The organism is Streptomyces sp. UF-297 (assembly GCF_058245575.1).
This window is the reverse complement of the sequence record NZ_JBSIBZ010000026.1, coordinates 45,925-67,472: the sequence shown is the minus strand read 5'-3', so window position 1 is coordinate 67,472 and position 21,548 is coordinate 45,925. Positions and strand designations below refer to the sequence as shown.

The 21,548-nt window shown below is 73.2% G+C and carries 15 protein-coding genes and 1 pseudogene; 7 read left to right on the top strand and 9 right to left on the bottom strand.

Features of this window, described 5'->3' with window-relative positions:
- Positions 1-10 precede the first annotated feature (10 nt).
- The 6 genes and pseudogenes from AC4IJH_RS17530 to pgfA form a co-directional block, all read right to left on the bottom strand.
- The gene (locus tag AC4IJH_RS17530; protein WP_490852661.1) at positions 11-856 is read right to left on the bottom strand and encodes a class I SAM-dependent methyltransferase; all 846 of its coding nucleotides are present in this window, start codon (positions 854-856) and stop codon (positions 11-13) included.
- Positions 853-2,595: a condensation protein gene (locus tag AC4IJH_RS17525; protein WP_490852660.1), complete on the bottom strand. Its 1,743-nt coding sequence runs from the start codon at positions 2,593-2,595 to the stop codon at positions 853-855. Before AC4IJH_RS17525 ends, AC4IJH_RS17530 begins: the two co-directional genes overlap by 4 nt.
- Positions 2,592-7,049, bottom strand: a complete 4,458-nt coding sequence (locus AC4IJH_RS17520; RefSeq protein WP_490852659.1) for an alpha-(1->3)-arabinofuranosyltransferase domain-containing protein — start codon at positions 7,047-7,049, stop codon at positions 2,592-2,594. The genes AC4IJH_RS17525 and AC4IJH_RS17520 overlap by 4 nt, the downstream gene beginning before the upstream one ends.
- Positions 7,046-7,771 carry a class I SAM-dependent methyltransferase gene (locus AC4IJH_RS17515; RefSeq protein WP_490852658.1) on the bottom strand — a complete coding sequence of 242 codons (726 nt, stop codon included), beginning with the start codon at positions 7,769-7,771 and terminating at the stop codon, positions 7,046-7,048. The genes AC4IJH_RS17520 and AC4IJH_RS17515 overlap by 4 nt, the downstream gene beginning before the upstream one ends.
- A 7-nt stretch (positions 7,772-7,778) precedes the next feature.
- Positions 7,779-9,030 (bottom strand): annotated as a pseudogene (locus tag AC4IJH_RS17510) (glycosyltransferase family 4 protein).
- A 222-nt stretch (positions 9,031-9,252) separates the two neighbouring features.
- Entirely contained in the window at positions 9,253-10,227 is a 975-nt protein-coding gene (gene pgfA / locus AC4IJH_RS17505) for a cell envelope lipid trafficking protein PgfA (protein WP_490852657.1), read from the bottom strand.
- Positions 10,228-10,512: 285 nt separating this feature from the next.
- Between pgfA and AC4IJH_RS17500 the strand changes: the two genes are divergently transcribed.
- Together AC4IJH_RS17500 and AC4IJH_RS17495 are read left to right on the top strand one after the other, a co-directional pair.
- Positions 10,513-10,671 carry a hypothetical protein gene (locus tag AC4IJH_RS17500; protein WP_490852656.1) on the top strand — a complete coding sequence of 53 codons (159 nt, stop codon included), beginning with the start codon at positions 10,513-10,515 and terminating at the stop codon, positions 10,669-10,671.
- Positions 10,668-11,954 carry a PucR-like N-terminal domain-containing protein gene (locus tag AC4IJH_RS17495; RefSeq protein ID WP_490852655.1) on the top strand — a complete coding sequence of 429 codons (1,287 nt, stop codon included), beginning with the start codon at positions 10,668-10,670 and terminating at the stop codon, positions 11,952-11,954. The genes AC4IJH_RS17500 and AC4IJH_RS17495 overlap by 4 nt, the downstream gene beginning before the upstream one ends.
- 7 nt (positions 11,955-11,961) lie before the next feature.
- Here AC4IJH_RS17495 and AC4IJH_RS17490 read toward each other — a convergent pair whose 3' ends face one another.
- Positions 11,962-12,918 (bottom strand): GntR family transcriptional regulator, encoded by a 957-nt coding sequence (locus tag AC4IJH_RS17490; RefSeq protein ID WP_490852654.1) that lies wholly within the window; start codon positions 12,916-12,918, stop codon positions 11,962-11,964.
- A gap of 170 nt (positions 12,919-13,088) precedes the next feature.
- Here AC4IJH_RS17490 and AC4IJH_RS17485 point away from each other — a divergent pair, with 170 nt between their 5' ends.
- Positions 13,089-14,726: an MFS transporter gene (locus AC4IJH_RS17485; protein WP_490852653.1), complete on the top strand. Its 1,638-nt coding sequence runs from the start codon at positions 13,089-13,091 to the stop codon at positions 14,724-14,726.
- 268 nt (positions 14,727-14,994) lie between these two features.
- Here the strand turns inward: AC4IJH_RS17485 and AC4IJH_RS17480 are convergent, their stop codons facing one another.
- Complete coding sequence (locus tag AC4IJH_RS17480) at positions 14,995-15,618, bottom strand: mycothiol-dependent nitroreductase Rv2466c family protein (protein WP_490852652.1); 624 nt, start codon at positions 15,616-15,618, stop codon at positions 14,995-14,997.
- A 49-nt stretch (positions 15,619-15,667) separates the two neighbouring features.
- Positions 15,668-16,111, bottom strand: coding sequence for a MarR family winged helix-turn-helix transcriptional regulator (locus tag AC4IJH_RS17475; protein ID WP_490852651.1), 444 nt, complete (start codon positions 16,109-16,111; stop codon positions 15,668-15,670).
- Positions 16,112-16,200: 89 nt separating this feature from the next.
- On the opposite strand from AC4IJH_RS17475, the gene AC4IJH_RS17470 reads away from it, so the two are divergent.
- The 4 genes from AC4IJH_RS17470 (at position 16,201) to AC4IJH_RS17455 (ending at position 21,455) form a co-directional block, all read left to right on the top strand.
- Positions 16,201-17,223 (top strand): NADP-dependent oxidoreductase, encoded by a 1,023-nt coding sequence (locus AC4IJH_RS17470; protein WP_490852650.1) that lies wholly within the window; start codon positions 16,201-16,203, stop codon positions 17,221-17,223.
- Between the two features lie 83 nt (positions 17,224-17,306).
- Positions 17,307-17,735: an organic hydroperoxide resistance protein gene (locus AC4IJH_RS17465; RefSeq protein WP_490852649.1), complete on the top strand. Its 429-nt coding sequence runs from the start codon at positions 17,307-17,309 to the stop codon at positions 17,733-17,735.
- A 205-nt stretch (positions 17,736-17,940) separates the two neighbouring features.
- Positions 17,941-19,362 (top strand): MFS transporter, encoded by a 1,422-nt coding sequence (locus AC4IJH_RS17460; RefSeq protein ID WP_490852648.1) that lies wholly within the window; start codon positions 17,941-17,943, stop codon positions 19,360-19,362.
- Positions 19,363-19,772: 410 nt separating this feature from the next.
- Positions 19,773-21,455: an ROK family protein gene (locus AC4IJH_RS17455; RefSeq protein WP_490852647.1), complete on the top strand. Its 1,683-nt coding sequence runs from the start codon at positions 19,773-19,775 to the stop codon at positions 21,453-21,455.
- The last annotated feature ends 93 nt before the right edge of the window (positions 21,456-21,548 follow it).

The following is a 21,548-nucleotide window of genomic DNA, read 5'->3' as shown; positions in this document are numbered from 1 at the left end:
CAGCACCGCCCTACTCCTCTCTCCGTCGCGGCCCGCCGGGATGGGGCAGCCGGTCCCGGCGGGCGGACAAGGACCGTGGGGCGCGGGCGGGTCCGTGGGACGATGGGGCGGTGCGACGGGCGTGGACGAGAAGGATGGAGGCCAGCGAGGGGACGTAACAGGCGGCGCGGTCCAACGGGCGCAGGGGGCGCGGCACATCGTGGTACGGCGCCCCGGCCAGCCGGACGACCTCGAAACCGGAGGCGGCCAGGAAGCCGCGCAGCGCGCGGGCGGTGTAGAGGCGCAGGTGGCCTACGACTTGGGTGCCGGGGCGGCCGTGGATACGGCGCATGCTCACCTCCGAGAAGACGGGCTGGACTCCGGCCAGGAGGAGTCCGCGGTTGTACCAGGCGGCGAGATTGGGGGTGGAGAGCATCAAGTGCCCGCCGGGGCGCAGGATGCGGCGCAGTTCGTCCAGGGCCGCGTCCGGGTCGACGAGGTGCTCGATGACCTCGCTCAGGACGACGGCATCGGCCGTTCCTGCCGCGAACGGCAGCCCTCCGTCGGTCAGTTCGCCGCGCACGGTGTACGGGATACGGGTGGCCGCGCGGCGCAGCGCGTCCTGCGACCAGTCGACGCCGATGATCCGGTGGCCGCGCAGCACGCCCGCGGCGGTGGCCGCCGCGGTGCCGTCGCCGCAGCCGATGTCCAGCACCGTGGCGGGCGAGGTGCCGGAGCGTACGGGCCCCAGGGCGCGGGCGAGCATCGCGGCCTGACGGCGGCTGCGAGCGGGGCCCGAGGCCACGGGGACCTCGGGGTTCTCGTAGAAGTCGCGCAGCCCCGCGGGGCGGGTGCCGGGGGTGGAGGCGGTGGTCATGAGCGGCTCCCGGGGGTGTTCGGCGTCCAGGAGGTGGCGGCGAGGGACCGTGCGAAGAGGGTGCCCAGCCGGGCGCCGGCCTCGTCGTCCAGCAGGGCACGGGACCAGCGCAGCGCGAGCTGGATACGGCCGCCGACGGAGACGGTGGTCACGGTCAGCCCCCGGGGCACACGCGCCGGGGCGGAGAACCACACGGCGGTGGGGCGGCCCGCGTCGCCGAAGTCGAGGGGGTAGGGAATGCGGCCGATGTTGGACAGCAGGGTGGTGGAGGTCCAGGGGGCGGCGGCGGTGCGCAGGGTGCGGGTGAGTGCGGCCCGCAGTCCGACGGGGAGAGCGGGGGCGGTCAACAGGGTCCCGGTCAGGCCGAGTTGGGAGCCTGTGGTGGACTTCAGGGCGCGGGTGCGCGACGCCGTACGCCGCAGCAGCCGCGCCACGGCCTCGGGGTCGGGGGTCTCGCCGGTCAGCAGATCGGCGTCCCGCCGCTCCTCCGGGCCGAACCCGACGGAGACCAGCCGGGTCCCGTTGCCGATGGGCATATCGCTGCCGCGCGGCCGGTCGTCGACGGGCATGGTGACGACGACGGGCGCGGTGGGGCGGCCGTGCAGGCGGTTCCACCGCGCGACCATCAGGCAGGTGGCGACCAGGAGTTGGTCGTTGACGGTGTATGCCGCCCGCCCGTCGGCATCGCGGGGCGGCCGGGCCGGTACGGGCAGCTCCACGACCAGCATGCCGTTGCCGTCGCTGGGACGCCGCGCGTCCCCGGCGATCCGCGCCGGGCGCGCCATCCCGAGGCCTTTGCCGTCGGCGCCGCCCTCGCCCCGGGGCTGTTCGGCGCGGGCTCCGGGGGCCCGTACGGGTGGCGGGGCCGGGGAGTTGTCGGCGCCGCCGTACAGCTCGGCGGCGGTCGCCAGCACCCGCAGACAGGCGGGACCGTCCAGGGCGGTGTGATTGATGGTGATAAGGAGGACGGTGCGAGTGGTGTGGTTGGCGGTGTGCGGGGAGGTGGGGGTGTGGGCGGTCTGGGGGGTGTTGGTGTTGTTGGGATGGGTGTGCTTTTCGGGGGAGTTGAGGAGGGTCGGGGCGGCCATGGTGTTTGGGGCAGTCGTGTCACCCGGGTCGGCCATGGTGGTCGGGGCGGTCGTGTCACCCGGGCCGGCCGCGCCGTCCAAGTCGCCCGTGCCGTCCAGACCGCCTGTGCTGACCGGGGCGCCCATGCCGCCCATGCCGCCCATGCCGCCCGTGCAGCCCATGCCGCCCGTGCAGCCCATGCCGTCCGGGTCCGGAGTGGCCGGCCGGTGTTCCTCGATCACCTCCAGGCGTACGGGAGGTGAGGTGTTCAGGGGTGGGCAGTCGGTGAGGGCGCGTTCTCTGGCGCGGGGGACGGCGTCGGGGCCGGGGGGCGGGAAGGTGACCGGGTCCACGTCGGGGGTGCCGGTCAGCTCCCACTCGTACCGCCGTCGCCACCAGCGCGTCGGGGCCTGGCGCATCAGGATGCGGGGGTGGCGGCGCAGTGCCTCGTGGAAGGCCGCGCGGAGCCGGGCGTGGTCGAGGCGTCCGGGCAGGTGCACCTCGATGTGCACGGTCTCCGGCTCCTCGTCCTGGAGGCAGTGCCGGGCGACCTCGTCCACGACCGGGAAGGGAACCCTCGCCACGGGCTCGGTGCGGCCGGGCCCGCCGTCCCCACGGCCGCCGTGGCGGTCGTCGGAACGGTCCTGCCGTGCCGGGTGCAGTGCGGTCATCGGGTCGGTTCCTCCCCGGTGGTGTGCGGTGGCCGGGCGGGCCCTGCCTCGGTGGCGTACGGCGGCCGGTCGGCGTCCGCCTCCCGGGGCGGGCCCGGTGTGTGCGTCGGCGCACTCGACGCCGGGCTCGCCTGTCTCCCCTTCTTGCGGTGCGGCAGGCGCGGGCGGCGCGGCAGCGGCGGTGCGGTGGGCGCGGAGGAGGCGGAAGGGTCCGGACTCCCGCTCGGCGGTGAGGTGTCGGGCATGCCGCCTGCCTCCGGTGCGCTGGCCGCCGTGCCGGGCGGTGTCGCGGCGGTGCCGCCCTGGGCGGCGGCCCGGCGGCGGGTGCGGCGTGCCGGGGCGGTCACCACCGCCGCGGCCAGGGCCAGCAGGGCCAGGCACTGGGCGGCGGTGCTGAAGGCCCCGCCGCCGTAGGCGGCCGGTTCGCCCGCTTCGAGGGTGGCCGCGGTGCCCGCTCCCACCATGGCCAATAGCGCGAGCGGGACGAGGAGTCCAGGGCGCAGCCGGGCCAGGAGGACGAGCGGGACGACGATCAGGGCGTAGAGGCCCGAGGCGAGGACCAGTACGGCGGCGAGGGCGACGGTGCCCAGGATCCAGGAGGGCGGGGGAGGGGTTTGCGGTGGTGGAAGCGGGGTGCGCGCGGTGCGGCGCACCCCTGCCGAGACGAGGAGCAGCACGATGCCGAGGAGGCCGCCGAAGAGGCCCACGTCATAGGCGGTGGAGGGCGAGTAGGAGAGTTTGACCAGACCGCCCTCGCCCGCGGGGATCAAGAAGGCCTGCTGCCAGCCGTCCAGGCGCAGCGGGGTGAGCTCGCGCCCGTTGAGGGTGGCGTGCCAGCCGTCGTTGGCGTTCTCGTACATCTGGAGGTACGCGGCCCGGCCGGCCCCGATCTGGACGCTGCGGTGGTCGCCCGCCCAGTCCTTGGCGGTGGTCTCGCGCCGGTCCCCGGCGGGTGCGACCGCCTCCCCGCCGGTGAGGGTGACGTCGGTGAGGGCGAGCGGCCCCTGGTCGCCGGCCTCCACCCGGTGGTCCCCCGCGGGCAGTTCCAGCCGCCCGTCCCGGGCCTCGCCCGCGCACAACTCGACCTTGACCGGGCGGCGTTCGGTGAGGTCGCGGACGTACCCGGAGGCCTTGGTGGCGTGCAGGGTGCCGTCGATGGCGAGCGCGGGGCCCTGGCCGCAGCCCAGCGTGAAGCGGTCCTCCCGTCCGGGCGGCGGGGTGCGCAGATCGGCCAGCGCCGGGATGTAGACCTCGCTCAGACCCACCGGGAGCTGCAGCGGCTGGCCGGCCACCGGATTGTGCAGGGTGAGCGGCTTGACCTTGCTGATGGTGATGTCGAGGCGGTCGGTGGTGATGGGGTCGAAGCGGGCCTGCCCGTTGTCGTCGACCCCGGCGGTCGCCGCCCCGTCGGGGGAGTTGACCAGGATCTGCTCGGGCCGGGTGGAGATGCCTCCGGCCGGTGCCAGCACGATCTGGTCGATGGTCTTCTTGCCCGGCCAGCGCAGGTGCAGGGTCGGTGTGGAGCCCGCGATCCAGGCGGTGGTCAGGTCGCCGTCCACGAGGTTGCGCGGGCTGAGGGACTGTCCGAGGCCGGGGCTGGTGGAGTCGGCGGTGGCGGTGATGCGGTCCCTCTGCCCCGGGGCGACGCGGTCCAGGAGGCTGTCGAGCTCTGCTCCGGGCACGGCCAGCGCGGTGCCGGAGACGGTGTACGGGGCCTCGGCCGGGGTGCGGAACTGGCGGTGCAGGCCCGTCTCGGCGGACACCGGCGAGAGTCCGCCCGGGTCGCTGCCGCGGTGCAGGGAGAAGGTGCGGGCGGGCGCCTCCGAGCGGTCGGCGTCCGTCGGCAGCCGCAGCAGCCGGGTCACCTGGACCCCGGGGATGGAGATCTCGGAGAAGCCGGCGCCGGACAGCCCGGCGCGTGGCGTCTGCGACCCGGTGATCGTGATCTTGAGCCACTTGGCCGTCCCCGCGGGGGCCTTGACCTGCTGCGCGCTGCCGTCGGGCTGCAGCGGGCTCTCCTGGCTGCCGCGGTCGGTCGTGAGGCGTACGGAGGTGGGCGCGGCCCGCAGCCCGTCCCCCCGCAGCGGGGTCAGCGTCAGGGTGGAGGGGACGGCGGTCGGCCGGGTGAAGTCGATCCGCAGCCACTGCCCGACGGGTTCGCCCGCGCTGCCCTCGGCCCAGGCGGTGTCCGGATTGCCGTCGAAGGCGTTCACCGGGTCGTACTGGGGCAGGTGGAAGAGCCAGTTGCCGCTGGAGGAGGCGGTGACGGAGGACGCGCCGCGCAGCAGCGCCGTCGTCTGGTGCGCGGTGCCGCTGGAGGGGAGGATCTGCCGCGGCGCCCCGCCCGGGTCCTGCACGCTCTGCGAGGGATTTCGTTCCTTGGGCGTATAGGTGTAGGAGGTGTGGGAGTTCACCAGGCCGAAGCGGGTGTCGGCGCGGCGCAGCCCGTCGGCGGTCAGCTGGAGCGAGGGCGTGCCGATGCCCGGATGGTGGTCTCCGGTGAGGACGGTGGGGCGCTCGCGCAGCGAGGGATCGGCGGACAGCTGGAGCAGCGCCTCCGGGCCGCCGCTCAACTGCGCGGTGTCGGAGGTGTACTTGGCGGTGACGGGCCCGGGGCGCGGGGAGTCGACCGGCTCGTAGATCTCCACCGCGCGCTGGCGCGGATACAGCCCCTGGATCTGCAGCGGGGTGTCGGAGGCGATCCGGCCGCCGGTGGTCAGCGGCCCGAAGCCGGCCACCTTGCGGTAGCCGGAGGCCTCCAGGGTCCGCTTGACGGTCTGGGTCGGCACGTACCCGATCTGGTCCGGGTCCAGATCGTTGCGTACGACCACGTCGTAGATGCCCGCCCGCCCCAGGAAGTCGCGCAGCCCGGTGACCTGCGAGCCGGTCATCAGCGCCTGCTCGACGGCGTCCATGGCGCGGCGTACCCCCGGGGTGCCGAAGGGGACGAAGTCGCGCTGCGCCCAGCGGGACTGGGCCAGGACGTCCAGCGGCTGGTCGATGGGGGAGCCCCAGGTGTAGATGCCGTGCGCGGTGGCGGGCACGACCAGCGCCCGGTTGTCCGGGGTGTTGGCCTTGAGCCAGTCGGCCGTCTTGGACCAGTAGGCGGGCAGTTCCTTGAAGGCGCCGGACTGCAGCACGGTGCCGTTGAGATAGGGCAGGCCCAGGGCGGGCAGCAGGACGAGCGCGGCCAGCAGCGGCACTTTGCGGCGCCCCGGTACGGGCCGGGTGCCGCGCCGCTCGGCGGCCACCGCCGTCAGATGCGCCAGCCCGTACGCCAGCGCCAGCGCGAGGCCGGGCGCGAACTTGTAGATGTTGCGGAACGGCTTGAGCCAGCCGTTGAGCCAGTCCTGCCACACCCCGTGGAAGGGCGCGCCCAGCGAACCGGCGTACCCGGCAAGGCAGATGCCCGCCACCACGAGCACCACCAGCACCAGCCACCGCCGCTCGGGCAGGTCGCGGCGGGCCAGCCCGCCCAGCCCCAGCGCCGCGGCCAGCGCGGAGCCGAACACCGCGAAGCCGGTCGCCACCATGGTCTGCCCGGCCGGCAGCCACGGCTGTCCGAAGTCCAGATAGGCCACCCAGTTCCCGGCGCCGCGCAGCAGTTCGGTGGCCGACATGGTGGAGGTGGTGGTGTCGGCCTGTTCGATGAACGGCATGAAGTTCTCGCCGTGCAGGCCGAGCAGCAGCAGGGGCACCACCCACCAGGCCGTCGCCAGGATCACCCCTGGTATCCACCACACCAGCAGCCGCGGCCGCCTGGGGCCCGTACGGGAGAGCACGTACAGCCCGACGGGCAGCAGCGCGGCCAGCGTCGACGCCGCGTTGACGCCGCCCATGAAGGGGATCAGCAGCGCGGAGCGGGTGGCCGCGATGCGCGCGCTGACGCGGTGGTTGGTCAGCGGCAGCAGCACCCACGGCAGCATGGCGCCCGGCAGGGCCGCCGCCGAGGTGGAGCCGATGACGATGGTGAAGGTCGGCCACAGCGCGTACAGGGCGGCGCCCAGCAGCCGGGTCGGACCGCTCCCGACGCGCAGCCGCTCGGCCAGCCGCAGCGCGCCCCAGAAGGCCGCGGCCACGATCAGCGACATCCACAGCCGCTCGGCGATCCAGACCGGCAGTTGCACCAGATGGGTCAGCGCGTAGTACGGCAGGCTGGGGAAGGCGTAGCCGAAGTACTGGTCGGCGATGCCGCCGAAGCCCGCCCGGTCGTGCCACAACTGCCCCAGGTCACCCAGGAATTTCCACGGGTCGCTGGTGACGCCCAGCTTGGTCTCGAAGGTCTGCTTTCCCGCGGAGGGCGCGAGGAAGGCGATGAAGACCACCGCCCAGAAGGCCAGCAGCCAGCGCCGCCGCCGGGGCCGCTCGGGCGGCGGCGCTGCGGGCGAGGGCGTCGGCGTGCCCCCGGGGTCGGGCGATCCCGGTGAGCTCGACTGCTGGAGCGTCTGGGTCATGGCAGCCTTCGGAGGATGAGAAGGAGATTCCAGGTCGCGACTTCACGTACGCCGGGGACGCGGGGGATGGCCCCGGCCCAGAACGGCGCGTAGCGGGACCGGGCCGAGAGGATCTCGACATCGTCGCGGGCCCGCACCCTGCGCAGGGTGGGGCCGACGTGGATGGCGAAGAGGTTCTCGCCCAGGGTGTGCTTGGCGCTCTGGCCGGTACGCCGCCGGTAGCGGGCCCGGGCCCGGTCGGCGCCCAAGTAGTGCCAGGGCGCCGTCTCGTGACCGCCCCAGGGGGAGAGCCAGTTGGTGAAGGAGACATAGATCAGCCCGCCGGGCCGGGTGACCCGCACCATCTCGCTCAGGAAGGTCTGCGGGTCCGCGACGTGCTCCAGGACGTTGGAGGAGAAGCACACATCGGCGGCGCCGTCGGCGAGCGGGAGCAGATATCCGTCGGCGAGCACCGCGCCGTGGGGGGCGCGCCCCCGGGCGGTCAGTTCACGGGTGTCGGGCTCGAAGAGATAGCTGTGGGCGCCCCGGCGGCGGAACTCCTCGGTGAAGTGCCCGCTGCCGCCGCCGATGTCGGCCACCACCGCGCCCGCCAGCGGCACATGGCGCTCGACCTGGTCGGCGGCGTCCCGGGCCAGCAGGCCGTAGCACAGCTCGGGGTCGCTCTGCTCGCGCATGAATGCCCTGAAGAGGGTCACCGATCTGCGCAGCGAGGGGTCGCGCACCTCAGCATCACCGCCCTGGAGCCATGGCGTCGGCGGCCCGGCCGTGCGGTCCCGAACGGGCCGTGGCCTGAAGGTAGGCCTCGGTGGCCACGGCGCGAAAGCCCCGGACCGTGGAACTCCACTGGAAGCGGGCGGCGCGGTGCCGGGCGGCGGTGCCCAGCGCGTGGCGGCGCTCCTGGCTGAGCGCGAGCGTGCACCAGTGGGCGGCGAAGGAGCTCTCGCCGCGCGCCAGCAGGCCGGTGACCCCGTCCTCCACCGAGTCGCACAGCCCCGGGATGTCGAAGCCGACGGTGGGGGTGCCGCGGGCGGCGGCCTCCATGACCACCAGGCCCCAGCCCTCCACGAGCGAGGGGTGCAGCAACAGCCACGATTCGCACAGGAGTTGATGTTTGGCGGCCTCGGAGATATGGCCGGTGAAGTGCACGTCGGGACCCGCGTCCCGGGTCAGCCGCCGCCGTTCTGGGCCGTCCCCGACGATCACCAGCTGCCCGCCGGTGATCGGGCGGACCCGCTCCCACAGGCGCAGCAGCAGATCGACGCGCTTGTACTCCACCAGCCGTCCCATGGCCACGAACAGCGGCTCGCGGGACTTGGGCAGCAGCGGCCCGGGGTCCTCCACCCCGTTGTGCACCAGCCGGATCCGCTCCCGGTCCACGCCCAGCCCGCGCAGCGCCGCCGAGGTCGAGCCGGACACGGCGATCATGAGGTTGTCGCGGTGGGTGCCGGCCAGCGCCCAGCGCTCCAGCCGGCGGCCCAGGCGGGCGGCCGGGGCCGGGTAGCGCAGCCGCCACAGATCCGTGTGGACGTGGTTGACCAGGCACACGGTGGGCCCGTGGTGCCACAGCGGCGCGAGGTAGGGCATGCCGTTGCACACCTCCACCAGCAGGTCGCAGCCGCCGATCCGGCGCGCGAACTGGCGTGGTGCGCGCAGGAAATGGCCCGCGTCACCCCCGGCGGAGATCACTCGGTAGTCGCGGCGCGGGGGGGGGGGGGGCGGCGGCCCCCCCCCACAGCAGGGTGACCTCGTGCCCGTACGCGGTCAGCCCTTCGGCGATTCTGTCCACGAGCAGCTCGGAGCCGCCGGCCGCCGGGTTCCCCAGGTCGCGGCGGGCGAGGAAGACGATCCGGCGGGGCAGGGGGGCGGGTCCGAAGGCGGGACGGGCGGGCGCGGTGGTGCGGTCGGCCGTGGCGGTGCGGCGGGACGGTGGCGCGTGCGGGGGCAGGGCGGTGTGCTGGGGCGGTCGTACGTGCTGGGGCATGCGCGCTCCAACTCGTCTCAGGGTGCGGTACCAGTGATGTGGGGGGACGTACTGCGTGCTGAGTCGTGTGCGTACGGGCGGGCGCCGACCGGGCGGTGCGACGCGTGACGGTGGGACCGAACCGGCGGTTACAGCAGTGGGGTTGGATAGTTTTCGCCGCCCGGTGGCGTGCGGCTACTCACCGGCGTGACAATTTTCGCCGCGAGCTTTCCTGACGGTTCATCACTTCGCGCTCGGCTCGCCGTCGCGCCGCCTCCCGCGCACCACCAGCACCACGCCCAGGAGCGTGAACACGCCGCCCGCGACGGCCCCCGCGATCGGCACCGTCTCGCCCAGCAGCCGCAGCTTGGTGCTGTCCGCGTCCGCCTGGTCCACCTGCGCGCGCTGGGTCTTGGGGGTGAACTGGAGGTGGTTGCCGCGCAGCAGGGTGACCGCGTCGCGCTGGGAGCCGGGGGCCCGCAGCGTCTTCAGCGGCGAGATGGCGGCATTCAGGATCCGGCCGGTGCGCCGGTCGGCCACGAACTCGATCCCGGCGTTGGAGTACCACTCCTCGGCCTGGACCTGCCCCTGCTGCGGCCGCCCCACCATCCGCCCCGGCACCTGCCGGCTGCCCGTACGGGTGGGCGGCACGGTCCCGGTGAAGCGGTAGCCCTCGTACCCCTGGATCCGCTGGGTGCCCGCGAAGCGGAGCGGCACGGCGGCGCCCAGGGTGTTGTCCCACCAGCGGTACGTCTTCTTCCGCAGATCAAAAGGGAATTTGAGGTACGCGTCGCCCTCGAAACGGGTGGGGGCCTCCTCGCAGCAGTGCACGGGCGCGTTGGTGCGCCGGTCGGTGACCCAGCGCTCCACCGTCCACTGGAACGCCCTGCGCGGGTCCTTCAGCGGCAGCGACTTGGGCGTGTCCACGGTCGTGGACACATCCCAGATGGCCCGGCCGCTCTTGACGCTGTCGGCCACATCGCCCACCACGTGCCGGACGATGGTGATCTTCTGTCTGTCCTTGGTGGCCAGCGTCTCGGTGTCGAAGTAGCTGCCACTGCCGGTGAAGACGGTGGTGACATTCACGTCGATGGGTGTGCGTTTGGCGCGCGGCTCCACGTACCAGGCGAGCATCGGGGCCAGGACCAGCAGAAAGACACCGAGCCCCAGCAGGATCAGGGACGCGGGCGAGGCTGCCTTCGGTACGGGGTTACGCATACGGGCACTCCTGAGGGCGGCGGGGCAGTGCACGTGCGGCCGGGCCCCCGCGGGCGAGGGTCCATGGGGCGGGAACCGTAGGCGAATACTTGACAGGCAGTCAATGCCCTTCCACACTCGGCAGGCACCGCGGTCGGCGGAACCCGCCATCGCAGCCCCACCCGTGAACTCCGCGGTGCGAACGCCGTGTTCGCCGGATCGGTAGGGTGCGCCGGACCGGGCCGGTGTGCTGCGCCAACCTCGACGGAAGACCGCTGCGGATTCGACGAAGGGGCTCGCCGCGCCATGCACAGACTGCTCGCCGCCACCCTCACCTGCCTGGTGGCCGCCGCCCTGGCCGTGGGCGCGGCCCTGGGGATCGTCGCCGCGCTGGACGCCACTCCCGACCAGCCCAACGTCCCGCTGGTGACCTTCGACCGGGCCGGCGCACAGGACGCTCGGTGACGGCTGCCGGCTCGGCCTGGCGGGACGTGCCCCGCGTCCAGGTACGGCAGTTCGCCGCGATCGCGCTGGAGGAGGTACCCGCCCTGGCCCAGGACATCCTGCGCGAGATCCGCCACGAATACCCCCAACTCCCGCTGGTCCCGGACGACTCCGGCGAACCGCGGGCCCTGGTGGGCATCCGCCAGTCGCTGGAGCACTTCGTCGAGCACATGACCGCGGGGCTGGACCGGCCACAGGTCCACCCGCAGGTCTTCCAGGAGTTCGGCCGCGGCGAGGGCATCCAGGGCCGCAGCCTGGATGCGCTTCAGGCCATTTACCGCCTGGGGGTGCGGCTCGCCTGGCGGCGGCTGGCGGAGATCGGCCAGCAGGTCCAGATCCCGGCCCCGGCGATGTACGAGCTGGCCGAATCGGGCTTCGAGTACCTGGACGGGCTGGTCGCGGAGTCCGTACGCGGCTACGCCGAGGCCGCGGCCCGCCAGGCGGGCGAGCGGCTTCGGCTGCAACGCCGCCTGATGGAGCAGCTGTTCACGCCGGGCGGGCGCACCGGCGACGGCGGCCCCCGGTGCCGCAGGGCCGGGGGCCGGGAGGGCAGGGCGGGCGACCCGGCGGCCGCGATCGCCGAGCGCGCGGCCCGTATCGGCTGGCCGCTGCCCGAACGCGTCGCCGTGGCCGTACTGCTGCGGCCCGCCCGCGAGGCGGTGGCACCCGCGGTCGCCCAGGACGTCCTGCTGGACATGGAGTGCGAGCGGCCGCGCATGGTCGTACCCGACCCGGACGCCGCGGGCCGCCGCGACCTGCTGCGGCGGGCCACGTCCGGCTGGTCGGGGGCGCTGGGCCCGGCCGTACCGCTGACGGACGCGGCCAAGTCGCTGCGCTGGGCGGGCGCCGCGGTCGATCTGATGGAGCGCGGACTGCTGCCCTCGGGGCACGTACTGCACTGCACCGAGCACACCGAGGCCCTGGTCCTGCTCCCGCCCGAGGAGCTGATCGAGGACCTCACCCGCCGCCGCCTCGCCCCCCTGGCCCACTGCGGGCCCACCCACGGCCGCCGCCTCGCCGAGACCCTGCTGGCCTGGCTGGAAACCCGCGGCGGCGCCCCCGAGGTCGCTGCCCGGCTCGGTGTGCATCCGCAGACCGTCCGCTACCGGCTGCGCCAGATAAGGGAGTTGTGGGGCGAGGAGGTGGACGATCCGGACCGGCGCTTCGAGCTGGAGCTGGTGTTACGGGCCCGGCGGCTGCGCGGCGAGCTGGCCGGGCCGCTGGGCGTGGCCGTGCCCCGCTGAGGCGGACTCACCGCCCCCGCCCCTCGATGACCGGCGCGAAGCCGTCCAGCAGCCGCGCCAGCCCGAAGTCGAAGAGCGTCTCCAGTGTGACGGCCTCGTCCGCCATCCCCTCGATGCCCGAGTACATCGGGTACGGGCCGGACGTGATGATCTCCAGATACGCCGACTCCTGCGCGTTCATCCACTGGCCGCGGTCCATGCCGGTCTCCTGCTCGGCTTCCAGGTCCTCCTCCAGATTGACGGCCGTGCCGCGCACGTAGTTCAGCAGCGTGAGCGCGATGTGGAGGGTGGTGACCGGGTCCAGGCCCGTGACGCGGCCCATGGTCCACTCGATGAGCGCCATGGCGCTGGGCATCGGCTGCGGCCGGGTCAGCGACAGATACTGCGCCAGCCAGGCGTGCCGCTGGTAGAGGCCCCACTGCAGACGGGCCCCCGCCGCCATGCGCCCGCGCCAGTCCCGCGGCGCCGGATCGGGCAGTTCGCACTCCGCGAAGACCTGCTCGGCCATCGCCATGACCAGCTCTTGCTTGTTGGTCACATGCCGGTACAGCGCCATCGAGGACACCCCGAACTCCGCCGCCACCCGCCGCATCGACAGCGCCCGCAGCCCCTCGGCGTCGGCGACCTTGATCCCGGCCCGCACCACCCGCTCGCGGCTGAGCCCGCCCTCGCCCTCGCGGGTCCGGCGGCCGCGCGCGGGCTCGGCGGGGGCGGGCCGCGTGGGCTCGGCGGGGGCGGGCCGCGTGGGCTCGGCGACCACCGTGCCCACGCCGGGCACGGCCCGTACCAGCCCCTCCTGGCGCAGCGTGGTCAAGACCTTGGTCGCGGTCGCCATCGCCACCCCCCACTCCTGGGTGATCCGCCGGGTCGAGGGCACCCGCTCGCCCGGGCCCAGCTCGCCCGCGGCGATACGGCGCCTCAGCTCGGCCACGATCCGCAGGTACGGGGGATCGGAACGGTCCATCGCGGCTTCCTCCAGAATTCTCCGTACTAGTGCACCAGCCTGGCCCGAGGCTATCAACCGCACCATCTCCCGGGCATGCACTAGGCAGGTGCACTAGTGTGATGCAGCCCTGAATCCCTATCCCTGCAAGGAGTTTGCGGCGTAAGCGGACCATGTCTACCTTGGGGGTCATGACGTTTACGCCGCATACTCAATCTCCGCGTGCGGGCCGCAAGGAGTGGACCGCGCTCGCCGTGCTCCTGCTGCCCTGCCTTCTGGTCTCGATGGATGTCTCGGTGCTGTACTTCGCGGTGCCGTTCATCGCCAAGGAGCTGGAGCCCACCAGCGTCCAGCAGCTGTGGATGCTGGACGTCTACGCCTTCGTACTGGCCGGGCTGCTGATCGCCATGGGCTCGCTGGGCGACCGCATCGGACGGCGCAAGCTGCTGTTGGCCGGTGCCGTCCTGTTCGGCCTGGCCTCGGCGCTCGCCGCGTACGCCGACAGTGCCGAAACCCTCATCGCCGCACGGGCGTTGCTCGGCATCGGCGGCGCGACCCTGATGCCCTCCACCCTCGCGCTGATCCGCAACATCTTCCACGACGCCGGGCAGCGCGGCCGGGCGGTGGCCATCTGGTCGGTGGGCATGACCAGCGGCATCGCGCTGGGCCCCGTACTGAGCGGCTTCCTGCTGGAGCACTTCTGGTGGGGGTCGGTCTTCCTGATCAACGCGCCCGCGATGGTGCTGCTGCTGGTGTGCGGGCCGCTGCTGCTGCCCGAGTTCAAGAACCGTGCGGCGGGCCGCTTCGACCTGCCCGGTGCCGCGCTGTCCCTGGCCGCCATGCTGCCGGTCGTCTACGGGATCAAGGAGCTGGCCCGGCACGGCTTCGCGGTGCTGCCCCTGCTGAGCGTGCTGCTGGGCCTGCTGGCCGCGGCCGCCTTCGTGCGCCGCCAGCGCACGGCAAAACACCCCATGCTGGACATCGAGCTGTTCAGGCACCGCGGCTTCTCCAGCGCGGTCCTGATGAACCTGCTCGCGATGTTCGCCATGGTCGGCTGCGCGGTCTTCTTCACCCAGTACCTGCAGACCGTACGGGGCATGAGCCCGATGGAGGCGGCGCTGTGGAGCCTGCTGCCGACCCTGGTGGTGGGCGGGTTGGCGCCGCTGGCCACCGCGCTGGCACAGCGGGTGGAGCGGGCGTACGTCATCGCCGGCGGGTTCGTGATCGGCGCGGCCGGGTTCGTCTGGGCGTCCAGGCTGGAGCCCGGCTCCGCCCTGTGGTTCGTGCTGGTCGGCTCCGCCGTCTACGCCGCCGGCCTGATGGCGGTGATGTCGCTCGGCAACGAGCTGGCCATCGGCGTCGCCCCGCCGCAGCGGGCGGGCTCGGCCTCCGCGCTGCTGGAGTCCGGCTCGGAGCTGGGCGGCGCGCTGGGCATGGCGATCCTGGGCAGCGTCGGCAGCGCCGTCTACCGGGCCGACATCGCGGACCGGGTCCCGGCGGGGCTGCCCGCGCAGGCGGGCGAGGCGGCACGCGAGACGCTGGGCGGCGCGGCGGCGGTGGCCGGTGAACTGCCGGGCCGTACGGGCGAGATGCTGCTGGCCGCGGCCCGGGAGGCCTTCACCGGCGGCATGCACACCGTCTTCCTCGCCGCGGCCGGCGTGATGGTCCTCGGCGCGGCCCTGGCGGCGGTCATGCCGCGGGGCGTACGCACCGCGGAGCCGGTGGCCGACGGTGTCCCGGAGGGGGAGGCGCCCGCGGGGGAGCCGCCTGCCGCCGGCCCGCCGCCGGCCACGGGCCCGGACCAGGAGCCACTGACCCGGATCGGCTGACCCGGATTGGCTGACCCGGATTGGCTGACACCGGGTGCCGAAGGGCTTCGGTCGGCTGTGGAGCGGCTGAGGCCGGGTGCCGACTGGCTTTGGCTGGCTGCGGATCGGCTGATGCCGGAGGCCGAACGGATTCGGCCGACTCCGGATCGATTCCGGGCGCCGAACGCCTTCGGTCGGCTTCCGATCGACTGACGGCGGGTGCCGAACGCCTTCGGCCGGCTTCCCATCGGCCGAAGCCGGGCCCCGGCCGACGCGAGGCGGCTGGTGATCAGCTGAAGTCGAGCTCGCCGGTGCGGGTCCGCTTCAGCTCGAAGAACTTGTCGTAACCGGCCAGGAGACGGACGCCGTCGAAGACGCGCACCGCCTCCTCGCCGCGCGGGATCGCGGTGAGGACCGGGCCGAAGAAGGCGACGCCGTCGATGTGCACGGTGGGCGTGCCCACCTCCTCGCCGACCGGGTCCATGCCCTCGTGGTGGCTCTTGCGCAGCGCCTCGTCGTAGTCGGTGCTCTCGGCCGCCCGCGCCAGCTCGGCGGGCAGCCCGACCTCGGCGAGGGCCTCCTCGATGACGGCGGGCAGGTCCTTGCCGCGCCGGTCGTGGTGGATGCGGGTGCCCATCGCGGTGTAGAGGTCGCGCAGCACCTCCCCGCCGTGCTCCTGCGCGGCGGCGATGCACACCCGTACGGGACCCCAGCCCCGGTCCAGCAGGTCGCGGTAGCGCTCGGGCAGGTCTTCGCGCCCCTCGTTGAGCACCGACAGGCTCATCACCCGGAAACGCAGGTCCAGTTCGCGGTGCTGCTCCACTTCCAGGATCCAGCGCGAGGTGATCCAGGCGAACGGGCAGACCGGGTCGAAGTAGAAGTCGACGGTGTGGCGGGAGTCCTGAGAAGTCATGGCCACAGATTAGTTCTCCGCTGCACGATTCCGGCCGGTACGCCCAGCCTTAGGACCCTGATGCGTCAGGTGTGATGCCCAGCATGCGCTGGAGCAACTCGCGCAGCATCGTGCGCTCCGCGACCGTCAGCTCTCCCAGCGGCTCGCGCGCGAAATTCAGGGAGGCGCGCAGCCGCTCGGCCGTCGCGCTGCCGTCCTCGGTGGGGGCGGCGAGCTTGACGCGGCGGTCGGCCGGGTCGGGGCGGCGCTCCACCAGGCCCCGGCTCTCCAGCCGGTCCACGATCCCGGTCACATTGGACGGCTCGCACTTGAGCGTCTGCGCGATGCGCCGCATGGGCATCGGCTCGTGGGACAGCAGTCCCAGTACGCGGGCCTGGGCGCCGGTCAGGGAGTGCTGGGCCGCCGCGTGCTCGTACTCCTCGTAATAGCGGGCCACGACGGTGCCGATCAGCTCGACGACCTCAAGGGTCAGGGGGTCTGCGCGAGGAGTCATGCCCACCAGGATACCCGTTTACTTGACAACATGAAATATTCAGGAGCATGGTTGTTTCAGGTACTGAAACATCTAGGAGGACGCAGCCCATGTCCGCACTCCCCGCCTCCAGCCGCGAATGGCATCTCGTCGCCCGCCCGCAGGGCTGGCCCAAGCCGGAGGACTTCGCGCTGCGCGAGTCCGCGGTCCCCGAGGTCGGCGAGGGCCAGATCCTGGTCCGTAACCTCTTCTTCTCCGTCGACCCGTACATGCGCGGCCGGATGAACGACGTGAAGTCCTACGTCCCGCCCTTCCAGCTCGATGCGCCCATGGACGGCGGCGCGGTCGGCGAGGTCCTCGCCTCCAAGGCCGAGGGCTTCGCGCCCGGCGACCACGTCCTGCACGGTCTGGGCTGGCGCGAGTACGCCGTCGTGGACGCCAAGCGCGCCTCCAAGGCCGACCCGGACCTGGCCCCCCTCTCCGGGTACCTCGGCGTCCTGGGCATGACCGGCATGACCGCCTACGCGGGCCTGCTGGAGGTCGCCTCCCTCAAGGAGGGCGACGTCGTCTTCGTCTCCGGCGCCGCGGGCGCGGTCGGCAGCCAGGTCGGCCAGATCGCCAAGCTCAAGGGCGCCTCCCGGGTCATCGGCAGCGCCGGCTCGGACGAGAAGGTCAAGCTCCTGGTCGAGGAGTACGGCTTCGACGCGGCCTTCAACTACAAGAACGGCACCCCGGTGGCCGAGCAGCTCAGGGCCGCCGCCCCCGACGGCATCGACGTCTACTTCGACAACGTCGGCGGCGAGCACCTCGAAGCGGCCATCAGCTCGCTGAACGTGCACGGCCGGATCGCCGTGTGCGGCATGATCTCGCAGTACAACTCCACCGAGCCGCCCGCGGCCCCGCGCAACCTCGCGCTGGTGATCGGCAAGCGGCTGCGCATGCAGGGCCTGCTGGTCTCGGACCACAGCGCACTGCACCCGCAGTTCGTCCAGGACGTCTCCGCCTGGGTGCGCTCGGGCGAGCTGCAGTACCGCGAGACCACCGTCAGCGGCATCGAGAACGCCGTCGAGGCCTTCCTCGGCCTGATGCGCGGCGAGAACACCGGCAAGATGATCGTGAGCCTCGCCGGCTGACCCGTTTGACCGCAACGCTAGGCTCAGCAGCAAGCCGTCGCGATCGTGGGCGCGAGTCGCGGCGAACCACAGGAGGAACTCTTATGTCCATCCAGCCCGTTGACGTGCTCTACACCGCCGTCGCCACGGCCGAGAACGGCCGCGACGGCCGGGTCGCCTCCAACGACGGCCAGCTCGACGTCGTGGTCAACCCGCCCAAGGAGATGGGCGGCAGCGGCGCGGGCACCAACCCCGAGCAGCTCTTCGCGGCCGGTTACAGCGCCTGCTTCCAGGGCGCCCTGGGCGTCGTCGCGCGCCAGGAGAAGGTCGACATCTCCGGTTCGACCGTCACCGCCGAGGTCGGCATCGGCAAGACCCCGGCCGGCGGCTTCGGCCTCAAGGTCGCCCTCTCCGCCCACATCCCCACCGTGGACGCGGCCACCGCCAAGGACCTGCTGGAGAAGGCGCACCAGGTGTGCCCGTACTCCAACGCCACCCGCGGCAACATCGAGGTCACGCTGACCGTCGCCTGACGGCCGGACCCTCTGTGGGGCCGCACCCTGCGTGGGGGTGCGGCCCTCGGGCGTTGTGTGTCGCGGGCATTGAACGCCGTGACGCGCCGATGTCACAGCGGTGAAAGGCATACGGCGGGGCTGTCAGAGGTATTGACGGCAGCATGCGTCTCTTCTTTTCTTGCGGCATGCAAAATTCTCGCGGTACGCGAAGTGCGGGGTGGACATGCCCGACCCGCTGATCCGCAGCGCGCCCGCTGCGGCAGATGACGTCCCCTGCGCCGCCGCGCCGCCCCGACCCGCCGCGCCGCCCGGCTCCCGCGCCGCGCCGCCCGGACCGGACTTACCCGGCGGCGAGCGGAGCCGCCGTATACGCCGCTGGACCCCGCGGCTGGTCGCCTTCGGCGAGTTCATCGACGGCTACGACCTGCTCGTCATGGGCGCCGCCCTGCTCTTCCTCACGCCCGACTTCGGCCTCACCGCCACCGAGGTCGGCTGGCTCGGCGCCATCGCCTTCATCGGCACGGCAGTCGGCGTCGTTGTCTTCGGCGACCTCTCCGACCGCTTCGGCCGCCGGGTCATCTTCGTCGTCAACCTCTGCTTCTTCGTCGTCGCCTCGCTGGCCAGCGCCTTCGTCACCGAGGTGTGGCAGCTGATGATCGCCCGCTTCCTCATCGGCGTCGCCGTCGGCATGGACATCCCCACCTCGCACGCCTTCCTCGCCGAAGTGGCCCCCAAGGCCCGGCGCGGGCGGATCGCCGGCAGTCTGCCCAATCTCATGTGGCTGGGCGGCGCCGTCGCCAGCGTGCTGATCGCCCTCGCCCTGCGGCCCTTCTTCGGCGACGACACCTGGCGCTGGCTGTTCGGACTGGCCGCGCTGCCCGCCCTCGCGGTGCTCATCGCCCGCCAGTTCCTGCCCGAATCCCCATGCTGGCTGCGCGCGCAGGGGCGCATCCAGGAGGCGGACGCCGTCTTCGCGGCCCTCGGCGTCCGGCCGCCCGACGCCGCGCCCGCACCCCAACGCCGCAGCTACCGCGACCTGTTCACCCGCGGCGCCGCCGTACGCCTCGCCGCCGTGACCGCCTTCTTCGCCCTCCAGGCCTTCGGCGGCGCGGTCGCCACCGTCGCGGGCCCCCTGGTCATGGAGTCCACCGGCCTCGGCACCGAGCACGCCCTCGCCTTCTCCCTCGCCGGATTCGCCGTCGGTTTCCTCGCCGTCCTGGTGGGCGCCCGGATCATCGACCGCGTCAACCGCCGCGCCCTGGGCATCGGTTCCTGCCTCGGCGTCTTCCTCGCCGGGCTCACCATGGCCTTCTTCGGCGAACACAGCGCCGCCGCCCTGCTGGCCGGGTTTCTCTGCTACTCCCTGCTGACCTGGCTCGGTCCCGGCGTGCTCTCGTGGGTCTGGAGCGTGGAGGCCTTCCCCACGCACCTGCGCGGACTGGGCTCGGGCATCGCGCAGGGCGTGACCCGGCTGATGATCGCGCTCAACATCGTGCTGATCCCGACCCTGTTGGCGCACTTCGGCCTCCGCGCGATCGCGCTCTACGCGTGCGCGTACGTGGTGTGCGCGGCGATCGTGGCGCTCTCGCCGTTCCTGGCCACCACGGGGCGGGAACTGGAGGAGACCCATGCCTCCGGTGCGTAAGGAATGTGCCGCCCGTATGCCGCAAACAGGATGAAGGGTCCAGGATCAGGTGTGACGGACATGACCGGCGCACTGGAACAGGACACCGACCGGCACGAGGATGCGTACGCGGCCGTACCGGCTTCTGTCGTACGGGCGTTGGCCGCACCGGTGCGTCCGCCGGTGCGTCCGCCGGTGCGTCCACAGGTACGGCGAGCAGGGCGAGTACGGCGCGTAGGACCGGCACGGTGCGTACGGCCAGCACAGCGCGTACGGCCAGCGCCGTCGCGTACGGGCGGCGACGCGAGAGCACTCCGCAGGACCGGCACCGCCGGACACGACCGACCGGCACCGCTGGGCACGACCTATCAGCGCAGGGGCCACCTGCGCGGTACCGACCGATGCAGCACCAATTGGGGGGAGCAGCCCACATGATCGAACCGTTGAATCGCCCGGACCATCCCAGCCCTCGCGACCAGTTGGGTGCCCGGGACCGCCTGGACCGGCCCGAGGGGGTGGACCGGGGCGAGGCCCTGGAACGACGCGAGGGGCTGGACCGGCCGGGGGAGCCGGGACAGCCGGGGGAACTGGACCGGCCGGGGGAACTGGGACAGCCGGGGGACCCGGGCCGGTCCGTGACGCCGGGCCGGTCCGGGGGGCCGGTTCCGTCCGCGACTCCGGCCCGGCAGCCCGATGCCCTGGACGAGCCCAACCTCCTGGACGAGCCCAACGTCCTGGACGAGCCCAACCTCCTGGACGAGCCCAACGTCCTTGACGGCCCCAATCCCCTTGACGGACAAGGCCTCCTGGGCGGACAAGGCGCCTTGGACGGGCCCGACTCCGGCGACCGCCCCGACCCCGCCGACCGTCCCACCCACCCCGACTGTGCCACGCAGCGGCGCCACGTCCGTCCCAAGGACGTGCGGCGGGCCAACACCGCTGCCGCGCTGCGCATGGTGCTGGACGTCGGCCCGCTGCCACGGGCCGACATAGCCGCCCGCCTCGACCTCTCCCAGGGCACCATCAGCCGCATCGTCGGGCCCATCGTGGCCTCGGGCCTGCTGCGCGAACTGCCCTCTCTCATGGGCGGCGGCGGGCGTCCCCGCGTCCCGGTCGATCTGGACTCCGGGGCCCGGCTGGTCATCGGCGTACACATCGGCCGCCAGCGCACCACCGCGGGCCTGGTCGATCTGCGCGGCGGCGTACGGACCGTACGCATCGACGAGCGCGGGCCCGCGGGACCGGCCGAAGTGGTGTCCGCGGCAGCCGAGTTGGTGCGTGAGCTGCGGGCCGAGGCGGGCGGCGTACCCGTACTGGGAGTGGGGGTCGCGACCGGCGGCTGGGTGGACCCCGCGACCGGCACCGTCGTGGACAACGAGGCGCTGAGCTGGCGCGATGTCCCGCTGCGCACCCTGCTCACCGACGCGCTGAACCAGCCTGGTGGCGCGGAGGGCGACGCGGGAGCCGCGGATCTTCCGGTGCTCGTCGACTCCGCCGCGCGGGCGCAGGCGACGGCCGAGGTCTGCTTCGGATGCGCCCAGGACGTGGCCTGTTCGGTCCACCTCTTCACCGGAAACGTCATCGACGCCGCCATCGCGATGGGCCGCCAGGTGCACTCCGGAGTCCGGTCGGCGGCCGGTGCGATAGGGCATCTGCCCGTACGGTCCGGCGGTCCGGCCTGCGCCTGCGGGCGCGGCGGCGTCCTGCAGGCCGTCGCCACCGACCGCTCGGTGCTGGCCGGCGCCGTGCACGCCGGGCTGATCGGCGAGGACGAGGGCCTGCCACGGCTGGCCGAACTCGCCCTGTCCGGCGACCGGACGGCCGATGCGCTGCTGCGCGAGCGGGCCCGCCACATCGGCACCGCGGTCGCGCACCTCGTCGAACTCCTCGACCCCGACCTGGTGGTCCTCTCCGGCGGCGTGCTGGCCGTCCCCGCGCACCTGGACGAGGTACGGGACGCCGCGGCCCGCCTGGTCGGCCACGGCTGGGACGCCGGGCGGGTACGTGCCACGGCCCTGGGCCCACGCGTCCCGCACGCCCTGGTGGCGTCCTCGGCCGCCCTCTTCCTCACCACCTACTTCGACGACCCGCTCGGCTTCGAGACGTTCGCATGACGCGGCCCGCCGCGACTCCGCGGGGACTGCGGAGTCCGGCCGGGTCAGGTGACTGCTCCCGCCACCACACCGGGAGTTGACCCCGCCCGCCCG